General features: G+C 66.4%; 18 protein-coding genes. 10 read left to right on the top strand and 8 right to left on the bottom strand.

Annotation, left to right across the window (positions count from 1 at the left end; translation table 11 throughout):
• Positions 1-13 precede the first annotated feature (13 nt).
• A complete protein-coding gene (locus ACOEQ1_RS06320; protein ID WP_419758348.1) occupies positions 14-3,193 on the top strand; it encodes an efflux RND transporter permease subunit in 3,180 nt (1,059 codons plus the stop codon).
• A gap of 13 nt (positions 3,194-3,206) precedes the next feature.
• Here the strand turns inward: ACOEQ1_RS06320 and ACOEQ1_RS06315 are convergent, their stop codons facing one another.
• From ACOEQ1_RS06315 to gloB, 6 genes are all read right to left on the bottom strand, one after another.
• Positions 3,207-4,190 (bottom strand): threonine ammonia-lyase, encoded by a 984-nt coding sequence (locus ACOEQ1_RS06315; RefSeq protein WP_419758347.1) that lies wholly within the window; start codon positions 4,188-4,190, stop codon positions 3,207-3,209.
• Positions 4,187-5,659, bottom strand: a complete 1,473-nt coding sequence (locus ACOEQ1_RS06310) for a glycosyltransferase family 39 protein (protein WP_419758346.1) — start codon at positions 5,657-5,659, stop codon at positions 4,187-4,189. Before ACOEQ1_RS06310 ends, ACOEQ1_RS06315 begins: the two co-directional genes overlap by 4 nt.
• A gap of 94 nt (positions 5,660-5,753) precedes the next feature.
• Positions 5,754-6,875: a glycosyltransferase gene (locus tag ACOEQ1_RS06305; protein WP_419758660.1), complete on the bottom strand. Its 1,122-nt coding sequence runs from the start codon at positions 6,873-6,875 to the stop codon at positions 5,754-5,756.
• Positions 6,876-6,997: 122 nt separating this feature from the next.
• Positions 6,998-7,441 carry a cupin domain-containing protein gene (locus tag ACOEQ1_RS06300; RefSeq protein ID WP_419758345.1) on the bottom strand — a complete coding sequence of 148 codons (444 nt, stop codon included), beginning with the start codon at positions 7,439-7,441 and terminating at the stop codon, positions 6,998-7,000.
• Between the two features lie 12 nt (positions 7,442-7,453).
• Positions 7,454-8,053 carry a glutathione S-transferase N-terminal domain-containing protein gene (locus tag ACOEQ1_RS06295; protein WP_419758344.1) on the bottom strand — a complete coding sequence of 200 codons (600 nt, stop codon included), beginning with the start codon at positions 8,051-8,053 and terminating at the stop codon, positions 7,454-7,456.
• 41 nt (positions 8,054-8,094) lie between these two features.
• Positions 8,095-8,826: a hydroxyacylglutathione hydrolase gene (gene gloB, locus ACOEQ1_RS06290; RefSeq protein WP_419758343.1), complete on the bottom strand. Its 732-nt coding sequence runs from the start codon at positions 8,824-8,826 to the stop codon at positions 8,095-8,097.
• A gap of 136 nt (positions 8,827-8,962) precedes the next feature.
• On the opposite strand from gloB, the gene ACOEQ1_RS06285 reads away from it, so the two are divergent.
• Both ACOEQ1_RS06285 and ACOEQ1_RS06280 read left to right on the top strand, forming a co-directional pair.
• Positions 8,963-9,673, top strand: coding sequence for a class I SAM-dependent methyltransferase (locus ACOEQ1_RS06285; protein ID WP_419758342.1), 711 nt, complete (start codon positions 8,963-8,965; stop codon positions 9,671-9,673).
• Positions 9,674-9,810: 137 nt separating this feature from the next.
• Positions 9,811-9,990 (top strand): DUF3309 domain-containing protein, encoded by a 180-nt coding sequence (locus tag ACOEQ1_RS06280; RefSeq protein WP_419758341.1) that lies wholly within the window; start codon positions 9,811-9,813, stop codon positions 9,988-9,990.
• 46 nt (positions 9,991-10,036) lie between these two features.
• On the opposite strand, the gene ACOEQ1_RS06275 is transcribed toward ACOEQ1_RS06280, so the two are convergent.
• Together ACOEQ1_RS06275 and ACOEQ1_RS06270 are read right to left on the bottom strand one after the other, a co-directional pair.
• Positions 10,037-10,273, bottom strand: coding sequence for a KGG domain-containing protein (locus ACOEQ1_RS06275; protein ID WP_419758340.1), 237 nt, complete (start codon positions 10,271-10,273; stop codon positions 10,037-10,039).
• Positions 10,274-10,331: 58 nt separating this feature from the next.
• Positions 10,332-11,633 carry a DNA topoisomerase IB gene (locus ACOEQ1_RS06270; RefSeq protein ID WP_419758339.1) on the bottom strand — a complete coding sequence of 434 codons (1,302 nt, stop codon included), beginning with the start codon at positions 11,631-11,633 and terminating at the stop codon, positions 10,332-10,334.
• Positions 11,634-11,781: 148 nt separating this feature from the next.
• On the opposite strand from ACOEQ1_RS06270, the gene ACOEQ1_RS06265 reads away from it, so the two are divergent.
• The 7 genes from ACOEQ1_RS06265 to metG are packed head-to-tail and all read left to right on the top strand — an operon-like array spanning position 11,782 to position 18,563.
• Positions 11,782-12,762, top strand: a complete 981-nt coding sequence (locus ACOEQ1_RS06265; protein WP_419758338.1) for a lytic murein transglycosylase — start codon at positions 11,782-11,784, stop codon at positions 12,760-12,762.
• Positions 12,759-13,643 (top strand): RlpA-like double-psi beta-barrel domain-containing protein, encoded by an 885-nt coding sequence (locus ACOEQ1_RS06260; protein WP_419758337.1) that lies wholly within the window; start codon positions 12,759-12,761, stop codon positions 13,641-13,643. Before ACOEQ1_RS06265 ends, ACOEQ1_RS06260 begins: the two co-directional genes overlap by 4 nt.
• A gap of 29 nt (positions 13,644-13,672) precedes the next feature.
• Positions 13,673-14,920, top strand: coding sequence for a D-alanyl-D-alanine carboxypeptidase family protein (locus tag ACOEQ1_RS06255; protein WP_419758336.1), 1,248 nt, complete (start codon positions 13,673-13,675; stop codon positions 14,918-14,920).
• Complete coding sequence (gene tmk / locus ACOEQ1_RS06250; protein WP_419758335.1) at positions 14,921-15,589, top strand: dTMP kinase; 669 nt, start codon at positions 14,921-14,923, stop codon at positions 15,587-15,589.
• A gap of 48 nt (positions 15,590-15,637) precedes the next feature.
• Positions 15,638-16,027, top strand: coding sequence for an FKBP-type peptidyl-prolyl cis-trans isomerase (locus tag ACOEQ1_RS06245; RefSeq protein ID WP_419758334.1), 390 nt, complete (start codon positions 15,638-15,640; stop codon positions 16,025-16,027).
• Positions 16,024-17,028 (top strand): DNA polymerase III subunit delta', encoded by a 1,005-nt coding sequence (locus ACOEQ1_RS06240; RefSeq protein ID WP_419758659.1) that lies wholly within the window; start codon positions 16,024-16,026, stop codon positions 17,026-17,028. The genes ACOEQ1_RS06245 and ACOEQ1_RS06240 overlap by 4 nt, the downstream gene beginning before the upstream one ends.
• On the top strand, positions 17,025-18,563 hold the full coding sequence (gene metG / locus ACOEQ1_RS06235; RefSeq protein ID WP_419758333.1) for a methionine--tRNA ligase: 1,539 nt from the start codon (positions 17,025-17,027) through the stop codon (positions 18,561-18,563). Before ACOEQ1_RS06240 ends, metG begins: the two co-directional genes overlap by 4 nt.
• The last annotated feature ends 15 nt before the right edge of the window (positions 18,564-18,578 follow it).

Raw genomic sequence — 18,578 nt, 5'->3', positions numbered from 1 at the left:
GACAGGCAAAGCCATGATCTCCTCGGTCTTCGTCGACCGCCCAAGGTTCGCGGTCGTCATCGCCATCATGATCACGCTCGCCGGCCTGATCGCGCTGCTGCGCATTCCGGTCGCGCAGTTCCCCGACATCGTGCCGCCGCAGGTATCGGTAACGACGACCTACCCGGGCGCGTCGGCGGCCGTGGTGGAAGCGACGGTCGCGCAGCCGCTCGAGGCGCAGATCGTCGGCGCCGACAAGATGATCTACATGCGGTCCTACAGCGGCAATGACGGCAGCTACAGCCTGACCGTCAGCTTCGCGCTCGGCACCGACCCGAACATCGACGTGGTGAACGTGCAGAACCGCGTTTCTGCCGCGTTGTCCGAACTGCCGCCGGAGGTTCAGCTCGAAGGACTACAGCTGCGTCAGAAATCCTCGGCGGTGTTGCAGTTCGTGCTGTTCTCGAGCCCGAACAAAAGCCTGTCGCCACTGTTCATCAGCAACTACATCACCATCAACGTGCTGGACGTGCTCTCGCGCACGCCCGGCGTTGGCCAGGCCTTCCTGTTCGGCGCGCAGAACTATTCGATGCGCGTCTGGATGAATACGGACCGGCTGACGCAGCTCGGCCTGTCCCCGACGGACATCATCACGGCGATCCAATCCCAGAACACTCAGGCGGCGGTCGGCACCATCGGCGCCAAGCCGATCGGTCCCGACCAGCAGTTCCAGCTCAATATCCAGACCCAGGGTCGCCTCATCACGCCGGCGCAGTTCGGGAACATCATCCTGCGCGCGAACCAGGACGGGTCCGTGCTCAGGCTCCGGGATGTCGCGCGGCTCGAACTCGGCGCTGAAAGCCAAAGCACGCAGGACCAACTCGACGGCGCCCCCGCGCTCGGCATCGGCATCTATCTCGAACCGGGGGCCAACGCGGTTGAAACCTCTCAACGCGTCAAGGCCGTGATCGCAGGTATATCGAAGCGCTTCCCGCCGGGCCTCGCGGCCAACGTGATCTACGACACCAGCGACTTCGTGAACGACACGCTGCACGAGGTCGTCCAGACCATCGCCGAGGCCTTTGTGCTGGTCGTGCTCGTCGTGTTCCTGTTCCTCGGCGGCAACGTACGGGCGACGATCATCCCGGCGATCGCAGTGCCCGTCAGCCTCATCGGCGCCTTCGCCATCATGCTGGCCATCGGCATGTCCGCGAACACCATCTCGATGCTGGCGCTGGTCGTCGCGATTGGCGTGGTCGTCGACGACGCCATCGTCGTGGTGGAGAACGTCGAGCGCGTCATGGAGGAGTATCCGGAGCTATCGCCGCAGGATGCGACCAAGCTCGCCATGCGGCAGATAACGGGTCCGATCATCGCGATTTCCCTCGTGCTGCTGTCGGTGTTTGTGCCGGTGGGCTTCATCCCGGGCCTTTCCGGCGAGCTGTTCAAGCAGTTCGCCATCACCATCAGCGTGACCATGCTGATCTCGGCGACGAACGCGCTGACGCTGTCGCCCGCGCTCTGCGCCCTGTTCCTGCGCCCGGTGAAGGACAAGGCGACCCGCAAGGGTCCGTTTTCGCGCCTCAGCCGCGGCATCGACCGCGTTCGCAACGGCTATGGCTATGCCGTCGGGCGTCTCGTGCGCGTCGCCATTCTCGTCATCCCGATCGTCGGCATCTGTGTGTTTTGCCTCATGTTCCTTGCCGGCCGGACGCCGGGTGGCTTCCTGCCGGAAGAGGATCAGGGCGCGTTCTTCACCGCCGTTCAGCTGCCGGACGGCGCGTCCGTCAATCGCACGCAGAAGGTGGTGGACCGCGTCGCCGCAATGCTCAAGGGCGAACCCCAGGTGGCCCACACCATCTCGATCGTCGGGTACTCCATCCTCGACGGTGCGGCGGAGCCTAACGCCGCGTTCGTCGTCGCCCGTCTGAAGCCATTCGCCCAGCGCACCCATCCGTTCGACAGCGTCAATGCCTTGATCGGCAAGATGTTCGGCATGTCGCAACAGATCATGAGCGCGAGCGTGTTTCCGTTCAATCTGCCGCCGATCATCGGCCTCTCGACGGGCGGCGGCTTCGAGTACCAGCTCGATGCGCTGGAGGGCCAGGATCCGCAGGATATGGCCTCGGTCCTGGGTAGCGTGCTGATCGCGGCCAACAGCGACAAGCGGCTGAGCCGGGTCTTCTCGACCTACTCGGCGAGCAATCCATCGGTCTACCTGAACATCGACCGCGACAAGGCCGAGGCGCTCGGTGTCAACATCAGCGACATCTTCACCACGCTGCAGGCGACGATGGGCGGGTACTACGTCAACGACTTCAACCTGTTCGGCCGCGTCTGGCAGGTGAACATCGAAGGCGAGGAGGCTGACCGCAACGACTTCGCCGCGCTCTGGAAGATCTACGTGCGGAACAAACAGGGCGACATGGTGCCGCTGCGCAGCCTGGCGACGATGAGCGTGATTACCGGGCCTCAGGTGATCTCCCGCTACAACAACGTGCGCTCCATCACCATCGATGGATCGCCGGGGCCGGGCGTGTCCTCCTCGCAGGCGCTGGCGGCGATGGCGGAGATCTCGAACAAGGTGTTGCCCTCGGGTTACAGCTATGAATGGACCGGCACGGCGTATCAGGAGATCCAGGCCGGCGGGCAGACCGGCGTCGTGCTCGCGCTCGCGGTGCTCTTCGCCTACCTGTTCCTGGTGGCTCTCTATGAGAGCTGGACCATCCCGATGTCGGTGCTGATCTCGGTGGTGGTGGCGGGCCTCGGCGCCTTCATCGGGCTCATGGTCAGGGACCTGCCCCTCAACCTCTACGCGCAGATCGGGCTGGTGACGCTCATCGCCTTGTCGGCCAAGAACGGCATTCTGATCGTGGAGTTCGCGAAGGAGCAGCGCGAGCAGGGCAGGCCAATCCGTGAAGCCGCCGTGGCGGGGGCGCGGCTGCGGTTCCGCGCGGTGATGATGACGTCCTTTGCCTTCATCCTCGGCCTGGTGCCGCTGGTCTGGGCGAAAGGCGCGTCTGAGATCAGCCGGCAATCTGTCGGCACTCCGGTGTTCTTCGGAATGATTGCCGCCAGTTGCTTCGGGATTTTCGTGATCCCGATGCTCTACACGATGTTCCAGTACATGCGGGAATGGTCGCGCGTGCACATCTTCCGGCTAAGGCCCTACGAGTTCCACAAGGTGCGCGAGCACGAGGTGGCGGGAGAGTAGCGCCGGCCGATCTTCAGGCCAGAGCCAGCGCCCGCTGGAAGGTGTCCGGGTCGACGTTCCCGCCGCTGAGAACGACCGCCGTCACCCGGTTCCGGCCGTCGAACACACCCGACAGCAGGGCGGCAAGACCGACGGCGCCGCTCGGCTCCACGACCAGCTTGAGGTGCAGGAAGGCAAAGGCCATCGCGCGCAGCACGGCCTCGTCCGTCACCACGAGGCCGCCGGCCAGTCGGCGGCGGTTGAGCGCGAAGGTCAGCTCGCCGGGCGCCGGCGACATCAGCCCGTCGCAGAGGACCGAGCCGCCGGGCTCGTTCGACTGCCGCTCGCCGGTCACCAGTGAACGGCGGTGATCGTCCCGGCCCTCGGGTTCGACGGAGTAGACGGCACAGCCCGGCGCCATCTCCTCCATCGCAAGCGCGCAACCGGCGGCGAGGCCGCCGCCACTGACGGGCACGAGCACGGCATCGGGTATCAGCCCCATCGTCGCCGCATCCTCGGCAAGCTCCAGCCCGCAGGTGCCCTGGCCGGCGATGATGCGGGGGTCGTCGTAGGGCGGGATGAGTGCCGCGCCGGTGCGCTCTGCTTCCGCCCGTGCCAAAGCTTCGCGATCGTCGGCCACGCGATCGAATGGAACGACCGTCGCGCCCCAACTCTTGGTCGCGCGCGTCTTTATGGCGGGTGCATCGGACGGCATGAAGATCGTGGCCGCCAAGCCGGCCGCCGCCGCCGCGTAGGCCGTCGCCTGGGCGTGATTGCCGGAGGAGAAGGCGACGATGCCGCCGGCATGTCCGTTCTCGACCAGCGACAGCACCGCGTTCATCGCCCCGCGCAGTTTGAAGCTGCCGGTGTGCTGCAACGAGTCCGCCTTCAGCAGCACTGTCCCGCCGATGGCACGATCCAGCACGGCGCTCCGCAGCAGGGGCGTGTGGCGGACGCGGTCTCCGCAGCGGGCGCGAGCAGCGAGGCTGTCCTGGAAGGTCGGCAGGCTGATCTTCACGGCGATGCTCCGGATGGCAGGCGGGTGACGAGCGCGGCGGCGGCGGGGCCGACTGTGACGAGGTAGAGTTTATAGCTTTCGCCGATTCGGCCGTAGCGTCCGCGACCGAGCACGCCGATTTCGGCCATGCTCGCCCAGGGTTTGGCATCGGGCAGCGTTCGCCGGCGCGTGGTGCGAACGAGCAGCCCGGTCTCGCCTGCAGCGAGGGTGATCCCGGGGTGCGGAAGGTTGAACAACAGCCAGCGCGGATCGTCAGCCACGACCGGCAACGAGTTCGGCAGCCGCCACGCCAACTCCGAGCCGAGACCATATTCGTCGATCGCGATGAAACGGGCATCTGTCTGCTGCGCGCGGCGGTCCACCGCCTGGCTCAGTTCCGCCCAGCCCCCGAGCATGCGAATGGTCGGGTCGCTCACGCCGCCGATGGGGATGGGACTGGCGATTGCCTGAGCGTAGATCACCAAGGTCACCGCGAACCCGACCGCCACGGCGGGCTTCAGCCATCGCATGGTGAGCGGTATGCCGGCAGCGGCGATGACCGCCGCCGGATAGATGATCTCGGGCCAATTTGCCTGAACGCGGTCACCGAAGGCGTGCTGGATGAAAACCAGCGCCGGGAGAATGCCGAGCGCCACCAGCAGCCCGGCCGCCGGATCCCGTCGCATCGTTGCCAGACGCGCCGCATGGACGAGGCCCACGGCGCAGAGCACGAAAACCACGGGGGTCGCCAGCCCAAGCTGCCCGAGCACCAGTTCGCCGAGGAACTGCACGGCACGCGCTGGGTGAAAGTCGCCGGTGCGGCCCCCCTGCTTGAGGAAGCTCGCCCAATGATGATCCGCATTCCACAGAATGACGGGCAAAAAGAGCACCAGGGCGATGACGAGGCCGAGCCAGGATCGCAGATCGCGAAGCCAGCGCCAGCCCGCAGGCAGAAGCACCAGCCACAGGCCGATGCCGGCGAGCAGCAGCGCCGCCGTGTACTTGCTGTCGAGCGCCAAACCCGCGAACACCCCGGCCGCGATCCACCACCACCCGGCGCCGCCGTCGACGATGCGCGCCATCGCCCAAAGTGTCGCGATCCAGAACAGGATCAGCGGCGTGTCGGGCGTCATCAGGATGCCGCCGGCGCCAAAGAGGAGCGTTGCATTGAGCAGCAGAGCCGCGGCGAAACCGCGGCCCGCTCCCAGCCGCCGCGCCGCGTCCAGTATCAGAACCGAGCCAAGGGCAACGGCAAAAGGTGCGAGAACCCGGATGCCGAAGGCGCTGTCGCCGAACAAGGCCGTTCCAGCGCGGATCCACAGTGCCACCATGAAGGGATGATCGAGATATCCAAACGCCGGCGCCCGCGACCACACCCAATAATAGGCTTCGTCCGGAGAGAGCGGCGCGACCCCTGCGACTATGAGCCGGATGACGGTCAGCGCCGCCAGGGCGAGCGCGAAAAGAACAGGGGAGGAAAATCGGCGCATGCGCCGCGAGGCTATGGCTCAGCCGCTCGAAAAAGGAAAGCAGGCGCTACTTTTGAGCCCTGGCCGGGCGCAAACGAAGCAAAAGCGTCCCCCGTTAAACGGTGCGCCACACCAGGGTCGATGACACGGCGTAGTTCCAGACTACCCCGACCGCAGCGCCAATGGCCGCGGCGCCGAGCCCGTTATGCGCCGCATGCGAAAACAGCGCCGTCGCGATGCCGACATTGGCAACGGCGCCCAGCCCGCAAACCAGCATGAACAGCACGAGGCCCCGCACCAGCCTCGGACCGCGAAGGCGGTGGGTGCGGTAGGTGAGCCGGTTGTTGAGCTGGAAGTTGAAGAGCATCGCCAGAATCGTCGCCAGGATCTCGGCTGCCAGGAAGTGCATGCCGGCGGCGTGCCCCGCCCAGAGAGCGGCGAGGTTCACGATCATCCCGATCGCACCCACGCCCGCAAAGGCGACAAAGCGCATCGGCACATAACCGTGCAAGGCCTTGTCCAGCAGCAACGCGCCGAACTGGATCATCACCAACGCATCGAGCTTGCTCTCGCCTGCCTCTCTGCGGTGGAACTGGCAAGGGATTTCCAGAACCCGCAGCTTCTCAGGCGCGGACAGGATGAGATCGAGCAGGATCTTGAAGCCGACGCCCGACAGCCGCGGAGCGATCTGCTCAAAGCTCGCGCGCGGCACCATGAAGAAGCCGCTCATGGGGTCCGTGATCCGCATCGGCAGGGCATACTGCGCGATGCCGATGCCAAGGTTCGAAATGCGATGACGCATGGCGGAGGAAAGACCCGCCGAGGAGCCGCCCGAGACAAAGCGGCTGCCGATGACGATGTCGGCGGCGTTGGCACGGAGCTGCGCCAGCATGGTGGGCAGAATTGTCTGGTCGTGCTGCAGGTCGCCATCCATGACGGCTACGAAGTCGGCGGAGGAGGAGAGCGCGCCCTCGATCACGGCGGTCGAGAGGCCGCGCCGGCCGATGCGGCGAATACAGCGCACCCGGGAATCGACCCGGGCGATGGCGCGCGCCGCATCGGCCGTGCCGTCCGGGCTGTTGTCGTCGACGAAGATGATCTCCCAGGCCACTCCGGGGAGGGCCGCCGCGACACGGTCCACCATAGGGCGGACGTTCGGCTGTTCCTTGTAGCAGGGCACCACAATCGAAAGTTCCGGGCAGGCGGCAGCCGTGCCGATGAAGCCGTCAAGCGTCATCGCCCGGACTCCATGATCGAAAACGCCGACATCAGTAATGAGAGTGTCCATCGCTGCCGTTCCCGGTGGGGTCATGCCAACTGCCCCATTATTCTCCGTATCATCTTGCATTCGGGCAGGAATCAGGCGGATTGCGGCTGCCAGCCGGGCGGCGCCATGACGAAGCCGGAAAACTGGAAGGCGGGTGCCACGATGCAGGAGACGAGGCTCCACGAGCCCAGGCTCTGGGCCCGCTGCCAATGCTGCACGGGCACCGTCTGTTGCAGACGCTCCCCGGCCGAAAGATCGGGCCCGAGACGGTCAGCGACCGCCGCCGCATCCGGGGCCGCTATCTCCAGCAGCAACGGTGCGCCTGCCTGCCAGACCCAGATCTCCAACGCATCGACACGGTGCCAGTGGCTGATGACGCCCTGTGGCAACAGGAACAGGATGGCAGTGGCGGCTCCGCGACCAACGGGATCACCGTCCCGGAAGGTCTCGCGGTAGAAGCCGCCCTCCGGATGCGGAGCGAGATCCAAACCCGCCGCCACGGCCTCGGCGGCGAGGGCTTGGTCGCGAAGGTTCATGCTCGCGGAGCCTCAGCCCGGGGGCGCGGTGTCGGCGATGCCGGGCAGAGCGGAGACGCCTTTGAACCAGTGCGCGAGCCGCGGATGATGGTCGCGCCACGCATCGTCGGCGTAGCGGAAGTCGAGGTAGCCGAGCGCGCAGGCAACGGAAATGCTTCCGATGTCGGGCAGGCCGTCGGACGGCGGATGATCTTCCAGAACCGAGAGGCCGCGGGCGACCGCTGCCTTCTGGCGCTCGATGTTGGCCTGCCGCGCCGCTTCCTGTGGCCGCATGATCTCGCCCCGGGCCGCCACGGCCGCGTCCATGATGCCGTCGGCGAGCGCCTGGAAGCGCAACGCCACCCAGCGGCTGGAGCCATGGTCCGGGAACAGCGGCGGCGCATCCCCGATGCTGTCGAGATATTCGCAGATCAGCGGGCTATCGAAGAGCGCCACGCCATCCTCGGTCAGCAGAGCCGGCACCTTCGAAAGCGGGTTGGCGGCCAGCAGCGCGGCGGGCGAGGCATGCGCATCGGTCCGGATACGCTCGATCCGGCTGTCGAGCCCGCGGGTGATCGCGCACGCGACGACTTTGCGCACGAAGGGGCTGGTGGGCGAGTAGAACAGCTTCATCGGCGTCCTCGTGTGTGGGTCGGGTTCAGGCGCGGCACGCGTCAACCCTTGAAGCTGTCCTTCATCGAACGCAGCCGGCCAAAGCTCGGCGCGTCCTGCGCGAGGAGATACGGGTTTACCATCAGCTCATCGGCCAGCCGGACCGGCAGCGTCTGCTGGCCAGCGGCGCGCATGCGGTCGACCTCCGCCGCCTTCGCCCGCAGCCGCGAGTTATCGGGGTCGACGGACAGTGCAAAACGCGCGTTAGACTGCGTGTATTCATGGCCGGCGCAAATCAGCGTCTGCGGCGGCAGGGCGGCAATCTTGCGGAAGCTCGCGAAGAACTGCTCGGCGGTGCCTTCGAACATGCGGCCGCAACCGAGGCTGAACATCGTGTCGCCGCAGAACAGGATCGGACCGTCAGGGAAAAAGTAGGAGATATGGCCGACCGTGTGCCCGGGCGTGTCGATCACCTGCCCCTCGTAGGTGGAGAAGGTCACGCGGTCGCCTTCCGCGACGGCGATATCGAGCCGGGGTAGCCGGTGGGCGTCGGCGGCGGCGCCAACGATCTTTGCGCCGTAGCGGCGCCGGAGGGCGTCGGCGCCGGCGATGTGATCGTCGTGGTGGTGGGTGAGGAGGATGAGGTCGAGCTTGCCGCCATGGGCATCGACGGCGGCTGCGGCCGCCTCTGCGTCGGCGGGATCGACGAAGGCCAGCGCGCCCGTGGCGTCGTCCCGCAGAAGCCAGGCGTAGTTGTCGGACAGCATCGGGACGGTATGGGCGGTGAGGGTCATGACCGGCTTCCTAGCATTGGTCGCGGCGAGCGGGAATGCCCTCCGAAAACGTCCTCCGAATAAGGGCTTCAGCCGGGCGCTTTTCCAGGAGCTTTGCGTAGGGCAGGGATTTCGAGGTCGTGTATGGTGCGTCCAAATGGTGCTCGATGTTCACGCCGCTGCGGATTTTTATTCCACTGCTCAAGGCATTGTCGCGGGCCGGCTGATCCGCGAGCGGCTTGGAACCCTGTGGCCTAGCCTCGCCGGCATGGCGGTGCTGGGCCTTGGTTACGCCCCGCCTTACCTGCGGTTCTGGCGGGAAGAGGCGCGACTCGCGGTCGCACTGACGCCCGGGCAGCTTGGGGCCGCGCGCTGGCCGATGGGTAGCGCGAACCTCACTTGCATGGCGGAGGAAGACGCCTTGCCGTTCGCCGGGCCGGTGTTCGACCGGGTGCTGCTGATTCACGGCCTGGAGAGCGCGGAGAACGCGCGGCGGATGCTACGCGAGATCTGGCGCGTGCTGAAGGACGACGGGAGGCTGATGGTGGTCGCGCCGAACCGGCGGGGCATGTGGGCGTATTTCGAGCAAAATCCGTTTGGCCAGGGAACGCCCTACTCGCCCGGGCAGGTGGGGCGGCTGCTTGCGAGCAGCATGTTCCGGGTCGAACGGCGTGACACCGCGCTTTTCTTGCCACCGACTTCCATGCGCCTCGTGCTGCGGAGCAATCGGCTATGGGAACGCACAGGCCACTGGGCTATGCCGCAGTTCGCCGGAGTAACGATTACCGAGGCGGTGAAGGACGTCTACTCCGCGATCCCGACAAACATGACGCCGAGCCGGAGATTTGTTCTGGCCGAGGCACCCTGACAGCTCTCATGGGCAGAATCGGGCAGAAATAAGATTTTGCGTCTATGCCCCTACCAGCCGGACGCCTCCTCGCCATTTGGTGAGCATCCACAACTTCAACCGGATCAAAGGTTGTCCGGTCCTCCAAGGAGAGACCAATGCTGCTTCTGATTATTATTATTCTTCTGGTTCTCGTGTTCGGCGGCGGCGGTTACGGCTACAGCCGCGGCTACTACCGGGAACGCCCGACCTATGGCTATGGCATGGGCGGTCTTGGGGTCTTTCTACTGGTGGTCCTGGTACTGATCCTGCTGTTCGGACATCACGGCTACTACTGAATGCCACAGGCAACGGGCTCCGGAATCGGAGCCCGTTGAACCACAGTCAGCCGTGGCTGCTGTGGCCGCCCTTCTTGCCCGCGGCCGATGCGCGTTCCTTGTTGTTCGCGAAGTTGTTCGGGTCGTGTTCCTTTCCCGATCCGACCTGCTCCTGCGAGACGCCTTTCTCTCCGGCGGCCGACTTGCTCTCGTTTTTGCTGTGCTCAGTTTTCTTGCTGTCGTGCTCGGCGTGCTTGCCGTGCTCGCTGTCGCTCTTGGTGTGACTTTCCTTATGCGTCGCCATGGCTCAGTCTCCCTTGGTGGTTGCGGCTTCATCCGCACTGTTCGCAGGCAGGATGACTTCACGCATTGGCGGCCGCCTTGGATGGGGCGGCTACCTCGATGCGCGGAGCGGGTTGCGCAGGAGATGACTTCGTCCCACGCGCTTGTTTCTTCCGGGCGGCGGCCAGAACCTGCGGCTCGGCCTCCGGATGGTTGACGGCCTGCACAAGCCGATGGGCGAGGAAGCCGGTGACGGCCGCCTCGGCAGGCTTGAGATTGCCGAGGTCCTGTTCGAGTTCTTCGGTCGCCCGCTTCTTCAGCGTGCCGAGCAGGGAGCCGTCCAGGTAACCTTCAAAGATCGCTGGATGGATGTAGCATTTGCGGCAGATGGCGGGCGTGTTGCCCAGCAGTTTCGACACAGACTCGATTGCCCGGAGCACGCTTTTCTTGGGTGGCAGCGGCTCGGTGGCAGCGGCCAGTTCCTGCAGCGCCAGCGCCGCCAGGTTGGTCCCGGCCCAGGTGCGGAAATCCTTGGCGGTGATATCGGCGCCGCTGATCTCCTGTAGATAGTGATTTACATCCGACGAACCGACGGCGTGCGTCAACTCGTCGTGGTCCACGAACTGAAACAGCTCCTGGCCCGGCAGATGCTGGCACTTGCTGACGATGCGGGCGAGGCGCGCATCTTCGAGATCGATATGATGCGTTACGCCATGCTTGCCGCGGAAATCGAGGACGATCGACTTCCCGCGCACCTTCACATGCCGGTTGCGGAGCGTCGTGATCCCGAAACTATTGTTGGTTTGCGCATATTCCTCGTTGCCGACGCGCATCAGGGTCGTCTCGAGCAATCGCACGATCGCGGCCAGAACCTTCTTGCGCGGTAGGCCTGGCAGGGAGAGGTCCTCCTCCACCTGCCGCCTGATCTTGGGCAGGACATTGGCGAAGACCATCATGTGCCCGAACTTTGCCTCGTCCCGCACCTCGCGCCAGCGTGGGTGATACCGGTACTGGCGCCGGCCGCGCGCATCCTTGCCCGTCGCCTGAAGATGGCCGTCCGCGTCTGGGCATATCCAAACGTCGCGATAGGCGGGCGGGATCGCAAGCTTGCGGATGCGATCGAGAATGGCCGCGTCTGTAACAGGACGCCCGTCCGCATCCGTGTAGCTGAAAACCTTGTCTTCCTTTGTGGGATGCCGGGCGATGCCCGGGGTTCCGTCGTTCACGTAGTGAAGGTTCGCCTCGGCTGCCGCGGCTTCGGGGCTGGCGTCGATGCGGAGCAGGCGCTTGAGTTGAGCGCTCCGCCGCGGCTTTGACGGTTTCCCGGCAGAAGCCGAGTCTGCCGCCGGTTGATTATGAGCCTTGAGCCGGGTTCTGGGCATGTTCCGCTAGATCGGACGCTCTGTTTGCGGTCACAACCATGGCGCCGACCACAAAATCGTGACGCCGCGAGGCTGCGCGGCCCGGCGGTCAGACTATGCGGATGAAGCTTAAGTTGCTCCGGCTGCCCGGCTCTGGCAGACAGCGGCCATGCGCCGCCGCACCCTCATCCGGTCGATTCCCGCCGTTTCCGCCGGCCTGTTGGTCAGTACGGCCGCCGCTGCCCGCGCCGCCGGGAGTTTCCAGGAGTTCCTGGTCGAGGTCGATGCACAGGCCGCGGCGCACGGCGTCAGCTACGCCACCCGGCGTGCGGCTCTGAATGGCCTCAGCCCGAACCAGGACGTGATCGACCTCGACAACCGCCAGCCGGAATTCACCCAAACCTGGGCGCAGTATTCCGCCAAGCGTCTCTCCGCCGCGCGGGTCGCCACCGGGCGTCAGAACTACGGAGCCAACCGAACCCTGTTGGCGGCCATCTACACGCAGTTCGGCGTCGCCCCGGGCGTCATCATGGGCATCTGGGGGTTGGAGACCAACTACGGCACCTATACCGGCGGTTTTTCCGTGGTGCAGGCGCTGGCCACCCTCGGATGGACCAGCCACCGGCCCAGCTACTTCCGGTCGGAACTGGTCTCCGCGCTGAGCATCATCGACAGCGGCGCGGTGACGCCTCAGGGCATGACCGGCAGCTACGCCGGTGCCATGGGCCAGCCGCAGTTCATGCCGAGCGTCTACCTCAAGCTCGCCGTCAGCTTCACCGGCACCGGACGGCCAGACATCTGGACCAGCGTCCCCGACAGCCTCGCCTCCATCGCGAATTATCTGTTGACATCGGGCTGGCGCGGCGACGAGCCATGGGGGGAAGCCGTGCTGCTTACCTCCAGGGTCGATGCCGCTGCCATCGATCCCGATCAGGCGGAGCCGTTGTCCAGCTGGATGGCGATGGGTGTGCGTCGACTTCCCAACCACCCGGCCGTCGCTTACTCGATGCCGGCGCGGCTCATCCAGCCGGACGGGGTCGGTGGCGACGCGTTCCTCGTCTATCCGAATTACCACGCCATCCGCCGCTACAACCCCTCCGACTTCTACGCCCTCTCTGTCGGTCTTCTCGGCGACCTCATCACCGCATGAGACTTGCTCTGCCGATGACGCTGACCGCGCTCGGCCTCGCCGCCTGTGTGCACCAAGTTCCGGCGACCAGTTCCGAGCCGCACTACACGATCGGCACGGGGTATGAGGCGGATGGCGTCTGGCATTATCCGCGCGAGGATTTCGGCTACGACCGCACCGGGCTTGCCGGCGTCTATGGCGACGACGCCCCAACCATGACCACGGATGGCGAGGCCTACGACTCCCGCGCCATGGCAGGGGCCAGTCAGACGCTCCAATTGCCCTGCATCGTCCAGATCACCGACCTGCAGACCGGGCGCCAGCTTCTCCTTCGCGTCAATGACCGTGGACCCGCCGATCCCGGCCGCATTCTTGCGGTCACGCCCCATGCCGCCGAGTTGCTCGGAATCCCGGCGGGAGGTTCGGCCGAGGTACGCGTAACCGTACAGCAGGGCGCAAGCGAGGCGCTCGCCGATGCCCTCGGTGGCGGCATCCAGATCCAGGCCGCGCCGGTCGGCGGCTTCCACGCGACCAGCCTGGCGCCGCCCCCGGGTGTCTCTCAGGCGGGCGGACCTGCCATCGGTCAGTTCGATGCGGCAAATTCAAACCCGGTCACGGCGTCCGTGCCGCCGCTGGTACTGCCGGTGACACTGACGACGGTGGCACCCGACCCGGGCGGGCTCTATATCCAGTCGGGGAGCTTCGGCCGCCAGCTCGATGCATGGCGGCAGACGGCGCGCCTCGGCGGCTTGCCCAATGCTCACGTCATTGCCATCCCGGGGCAGGGCCGCTCCCTGTATGGAGTGCAGACGGGGCCTTATGCCAACGTCGCCCAGGCGGATGCCGCCCTGGCGGCGACTTTGCGGGCGGGCGCCGTGGACGCCACCATCATCGTGCAGTAAGCCCGGCGGGCTCAGAACGGAAGCGCCTCATGAATACACGCCGAGTCTTGCTTTTCGTGGGCGCTGGCGTCGCCAGCCTCAGTGCGTTGCCGGCGTGGGCGAAGCGGCGGCACGCGCCGGAGGCGGGCGCTACCCCATCGGGCGACGAAGGTGGCCCAGGCGCATCCACGGCCGTCGTTTCCAGCCCGGCCGAAACGCCGATCGGGCCGGTGGACACCGTGGCGACCCATGCCATCGTCATCGACTTCAATACCGGCGCCGTCCTGCTGACCAAAGACCCGGACACCCCCAGCCCGCCGTCGTCCCTGACCAAGCTCATGACGATCTACATCACCTTCCAGCAATTGAAGGAAGGCAAGCTGCGGCTCGGCCAAACCTTCCTCATCAGCGAACACGCCTGGCACATGGGCGGCTCGCGGATGTTCGTGCAGGTCGGCACGAACGTGACGATCGAGGACCTCATCCGCGGCATCTTCGTCGACTCCGGGAACGATGCAGCCGTGGCGCTCGCCGAGGGCATCGGCGGAACCGAGGACAATTTCGCGACCATGATGAATGCCGCGGCGGCGAAGCTCGGGATGACCCACTCGCACTTCCTCAACGCCTCGGGCTGGCCGGCGGACGGCCACTTCATGTCGGTGCGGGACATCGCGACGCTCAGCGAACACATCATCCGCGACTTCCCGGAGTATTACCATTACGCGGGCGAGCAGAGCTTCGCCTACAACAAGATCAATCAGATGAACCGGAACCCGCTGGTAACCGCAGGGCTCGGCGACGGGCTCAAGACCGGCCATACCGAAGAGGGCGGCTACTCCCTGGCCGGCACGACCGAGCGCAACTACCGGCGCGTCATCGTGGTGCTGAACGGGTTGCCGAGCTGGGATTCCCGCGTCACGGAGTCGAAGCGGCTGATGGACTGGGCCTTCAACAGCTTCCAGGACGTGCAGCTGTTCGCCGCCGGCGCCCAGGTGACGCAGGCGCCGGTCTGGCTTGGCGAGGCCCCTATGGTCGGGCTGACGGTGCCGCAGCCGGCTGTCGTGACCATGCCGATGGGCTGGCAGAACACGGTGAAGGTCGCCGTGGATTATCCGGCGCCGATCCCGGCCCCTATCACGGCAGGGCAGGTGATCGGGCAGATCAACGTGACCGGCCCCGGCATCCCGAGCGGGCAGGCCGCGACAGGGGCGCAGCTTGTCGCGATGACGGATGTCCGGCGGCTCGGGCTTCCCGGACGCGCACTCGCCCGGCTGCGCCATTTCATCACGGGCGCTTAAATGCCCGGAGTTGAAGCGCGGGGCCGATTCATCGTCTTCGAGGGCGGGGACGGTGCGGGCAAAGGCAGCGCGCTGTCCGCCGTCGCCGAGGCTCTCGTGGCCGACGGGCTCGATGTCCTCACCACGCGGGAGCCGGGCGGCACGCCCGAGGGGCTGGAACTCCGCGCCCTGCTGCTCGCCGCCGCGGGATCGGTGTGGGATCAGGGCTCCGAGTTGCTGCTGATGACGGCGGCGCGGGTGCAGCATGTGAAGCGCGTCATCCGGCCGGCGCTGGCGGCGGGCAGGATCGTGCTGTGCGATCGTTTCGTCGGCTCCACGCTCGCCTACCAGGGCGCCGGCCGTGGGCTGCCGCTGGCGCTCATCCGCGACCTGCACCGCATCTTCGTGGACGACGTCTGGCCGGACCTCACGGTGCTGATGGATGTGGACGCCGGCACAGGCGTCCGGCGCAGCAGGCAGCGGCTGAGCGCCACGAAGGCCGATGAGGGCCGGTTCGAGGCGCTCGACCTCGACTTTCATGAGCGTGTTCGTGGCGCCTTCCTGGAGCAGGCGGAGGCCAAGCCGGGCGCCACGATCATCATCGATGCGGGCCGGGCCCTGGACAGTGTGCGCCCGGATGTGGTGGCACAGCTCCGCGCCTGGCTTTCGGCTTCCCTCACGACAGGATAGGTCTTGCCCATGCGCCGCTTTCTTATGCCGCTCGCAGGAGTTTTGCTGATGGCCGTCACTGCTTCCGCCTCTGCCGCACCGGCAGGCTTTTCGACATTGCCCGACGGCGTGATGTATCACGACAGCGTCGTCGGCACCGGGCCGCAGCCCCAGGCCGGCCAGACCGTCGTCGTGCAATACACGGGCTGGCTCTACCAGAACGGCCAGAAGGGCGCGAAGTTCGACAGCTCCTATGACCGCAACACCCCGTTCAGCTTCGTGCTGGAGGATCAGCAGGTCATTCCCGGCTGGGACGCCGGGGTTGCCGGAATGCATGTCGGCGGCACGCGCACGCTGATCATCCCGCCCGACCAGGCCTACGGCGACCAGGGCGCCGGCGGCGTCATCCCTCCCGGCGCCACGCTGATCTTCGACATCCAGCTTCTCGGCGCGAACTGACGCGCCTAGAGCCGCGCGCCAATCCGGATCTGCTTGGCCATGAAGCGGCCGAGCGGATCTGGTCCCAGGCGCGCGCCAGCGGCCGGTTGCACCATGCGTGGCTGATCACCGGCACCCACGGCATCGGCAAGGCGACGCTTGCGTATCGTCTCGCCCGCGGGCTGCTCGCCGGCCGCAAGCCGGGTGACAGTCTGGACATGGACCCGGCCGACCCTGTGTTCCGGCGGATCGCCGCCGGCACCCATGCGGGGCTGATGACCGTCGAGCGCAGCGCCGACGAGAAGACCAAGCGCATGCGGCGGGAGATCGTCGTCGACGAGGTGCGGGAGGTCACGCAGTTTCTTCGTCGAACCGCAGGCGAGGGCGGCGGGCGGGTCGTCATCGTCGACGGTGCCGAGGACATGAACCCGAACGCGGCGAATGCGCTGCTCAAGCTGCTGGAGGAGCCGCCAGCCGGGGCGCTCCTGCTGCTGGTGTGCCACGCGCCGGGGCTGCTGCCCGCGACGATCCGCAGCCGGTGCCGCCGCCTGAGGCTCTCGCCGCTCAGCCTGGAGACGGTGGAGACGCTGCTCGCCCGGTATCTTCCGGAACTGCCGCCGACAGAGCGCGCGCAGATGGCGGCGCTGGGCGAGGGGTCGATCGGCCGGGCGCTGGTCCTGGCCGAAGGCGACGGTCCGGCAATGGCCGCCCAGGTCGCGCGCGTGGTGGCCGCGTTACCCCAAGGCATGGCGGCACTAGAGGTCGCGGATGCCGTCGGGCGGGATGAGGCCGGCTTCAGCCTGTTCATGGATCTGCTGCGCCAGTCGGTCGGGAACGCGGTGCGCCAAGGCGCGCGCGGCACGCCGGACAGCCATCAGGCCCGGCTGCTCGCGTTACGTTCCCTTGAGTCCTGGGGTGCGGTATGGCAGGCGCTGACGGACATCAAGAACGAGACGGAGCGCTTTGCCCTCGACCGCCGCCAGGCGGTGCTGGCCGGGCTGAGCCTGATGGCAGGGACATGAGCGACAGATTCTACGTGACGACGCCGATCTATTACGTGAACGGGGCGCCGCATATCGGCCACGCCTATACCTCGCTCGCAGCGGATGTCGTGGCACGCTGGAAGCGGCTGGAGGGCCATGACGTATTCTTCCTGACCGGCACGGATGAGCACGGCCAGAAGGTCGAGAAGGCGGCGCTGGATGCGGGGCTCGACCCGCAGAGCTTCACCGACGGTGTGGCCGGGCAGTTCCGCGCGATGAGCGAGGCGCTCGGCATCTCCAACGACGACTTCATCCGCACGACGGAGCCGCGCCACAAGATCGCCTGCGCTGCGCTCTGGACCCGGCTCGTGGCATCCGGGGACATCTACCTTGGCCATTACGAGGGCTGGTACGCGGTTCGCGACGAGGCCTTCTACGGCGAGGATGAGCTTGTCACCAATGCCCACGGCTTGAGAATTGCGCCGACCGGTGCGCCGGTGGAATGGGTGCGCGAGCCGTCCTACTTCTTCCGCCTCTCGGCCTGGCAGGATCGGTTGCTTGCCTTCTACGAGGCGAACCCGGACTTCATCGGGCCGGGCGCGCGCCGCAACGAGGTCGTCAGCTTCGTACGCGGGGGTCTGAACGATCTTTCCGTCAGCCGCACGAGCTTTCGCTGGGGCATCGAGGTGCCGGGCGACCCTGAGCACGTCATGTATGTCTGGCTGGACGCGCTCACCAACTACCTGACCGCGACCGGTTACCCTGACCCGGATGCGCCGCGGGCCGGCTTCTGGCCGGCTGACCTGCATATGGTCGGCAAGGACATCATCCGCTTCCATGCCGTCTACTGGCCGGCCTTCCTGATGGCCGCCGGGCTGCCGACACCACGCCGCGTCTGCGCCAATGGCTGGTGGACGGTCGAAGGCGAGAAGATGAGCAAGTCGATCGGCAACGTCATCGAGCCGTCGGCTTTGATCGAACAATTTGGCCGGGACGCGGTGCGCTTCTTCCTGCTGCGCGAGATGCCCTTCGGGAATGATGGTGATTTCAGCCGCCGCGCGCTTATCTCCCGCCTCAACGTTGAGTTGGCAAACGACCTGGGCAATCTGGCGCAGCGCAGCCTCGCGATGATCGCGCGCAATTGCGAGGGCCGGTTGCCGCCGATGCCCGTCCCTCTCATCGAAGCCGACACTGTGTTGCTCGATCAGGCGGCGGCACTGCCGAAGCTTCTCGGAGACGCCATTGAGGTTCAGGCCTTCCACTCGGCGTTGGAGGAGGCTTGGCGCGTGATCCGTGCAGCCAACGCCTACATCGATCATCAGGCGCCCTGGGCTTTGAAGAAGACGGATGCGGTGCGGATGGGCGCCGTTCTGCGGGTGCTGGTGGAGGTGATGCGCACGGTCGCCACGGTTCTGCAACCTTTCATGCCGGACAGCATGGCGCGGATGCTCGATCAACTCGCTGTTCCGGCCGAGGCGCGAAGCTTTGCGGCGCTTGCTGAGCCGCTGGCGGACGGCACGGTTCTTCCTCCGCCGCAGGGGATTTTCCCGCGCTACGTCGATGAGGTTGCATGAACGGACGGAAGTTTT

Origin of the sequence: Acidisoma sp. (genome assembly GCF_965199065.1) — a bacterium.
Lineage (GTDB): Bacteria > Pseudomonadota > Alphaproteobacteria > Acetobacterales > Acetobacteraceae > Acidisoma.
Note: the sequence above shows the minus strand (reverse complement) of the source record. Positions and strands in the feature narration are given on the sequence as shown.

Coding starts and splice junctions, on each gene's coding strand:
- ACOEQ1_RS06265 (WP_419758338.1), top strand. CDS start 11,782: ATGCGCCGCCGCACCCTCATCCGGTCGATTCCCGCCGTTTCCGCCGGC.
- gloB (WP_419758343.1), bottom strand. CDS start 8,826: ATGACCCTCACCGCCCATACCGTCCCGATGCTGTCCGACAACTACGCC.
- tmk (WP_419758335.1), top strand. CDS start 14,921: ATGCCCGGAGTTGAAGCGCGGGGCCGATTCATCGTCTTCGAGGGCGGG.
- metG (WP_419758333.1), top strand. CDS start 17,025: ATGAGCGACAGATTCTACGTGACGACGCCGATCTATTACGTGAACGGG.
- ACOEQ1_RS06270 (WP_419758339.1), bottom strand. CDS start 11,633: ATGCCCAGAACCCGGCTCAAGGCTCATAATCAACCGGCGGCAGACTCG.
- ACOEQ1_RS06285 (WP_419758342.1), top strand. CDS start 8,963: ATGGTGCTCGATGTTCACGCCGCTGCGGATTTTTATTCCACTGCTCAA.
- ACOEQ1_RS06255 (WP_419758336.1), top strand. CDS start 13,673: ATGAATACACGCCGAGTCTTGCTTTTCGTGGGCGCTGGCGTCGCCAGC.
- ACOEQ1_RS06260 (WP_419758337.1), top strand. CDS start 12,759: ATGAGACTTGCTCTGCCGATGACGCTGACCGCGCTCGGCCTCGCCGCC.
- ACOEQ1_RS06300 (WP_419758345.1), bottom strand. CDS start 7,441: ATGAACCTTCGCGACCAAGCCCTCGCCGCCGAGGCCGTGGCGGCGGGT.
- ACOEQ1_RS06320 (WP_419758348.1), top strand. CDS start 14: ATGATCTCCTCGGTCTTCGTCGACCGCCCAAGGTTCGCGGTCGTCATC.
- ACOEQ1_RS06280 (WP_419758341.1), top strand. CDS start 9,811: ATGCTGCTTCTGATTATTATTATTCTTCTGGTTCTCGTGTTCGGCGGC.
- ACOEQ1_RS06245 (WP_419758334.1), top strand. CDS start 15,638: ATGGCCGTCACTGCTTCCGCCTCTGCCGCACCGGCAGGCTTTTCGACA.
- ACOEQ1_RS06295 (WP_419758344.1), bottom strand. CDS start 8,053: ATGAAGCTGTTCTACTCGCCCACCAGCCCCTTCGTGCGCAAAGTCGTC.
- ACOEQ1_RS06275 (WP_419758340.1), bottom strand. CDS start 10,273: ATGGCGACGCATAAGGAAAGTCACACCAAGAGCGACAGCGAGCACGGC.
- ACOEQ1_RS06305 (WP_419758660.1), bottom strand. CDS start 6,875: ATGACGCTTGACGGCTTCATCGGCACGGCTGCCGCCTGCCCGGAACTT.
- ACOEQ1_RS06310 (WP_419758346.1), bottom strand. CDS start 5,659: ATGCGCCGATTTTCCTCCCCTGTTCTTTTCGCGCTCGCCCTGGCGGCG.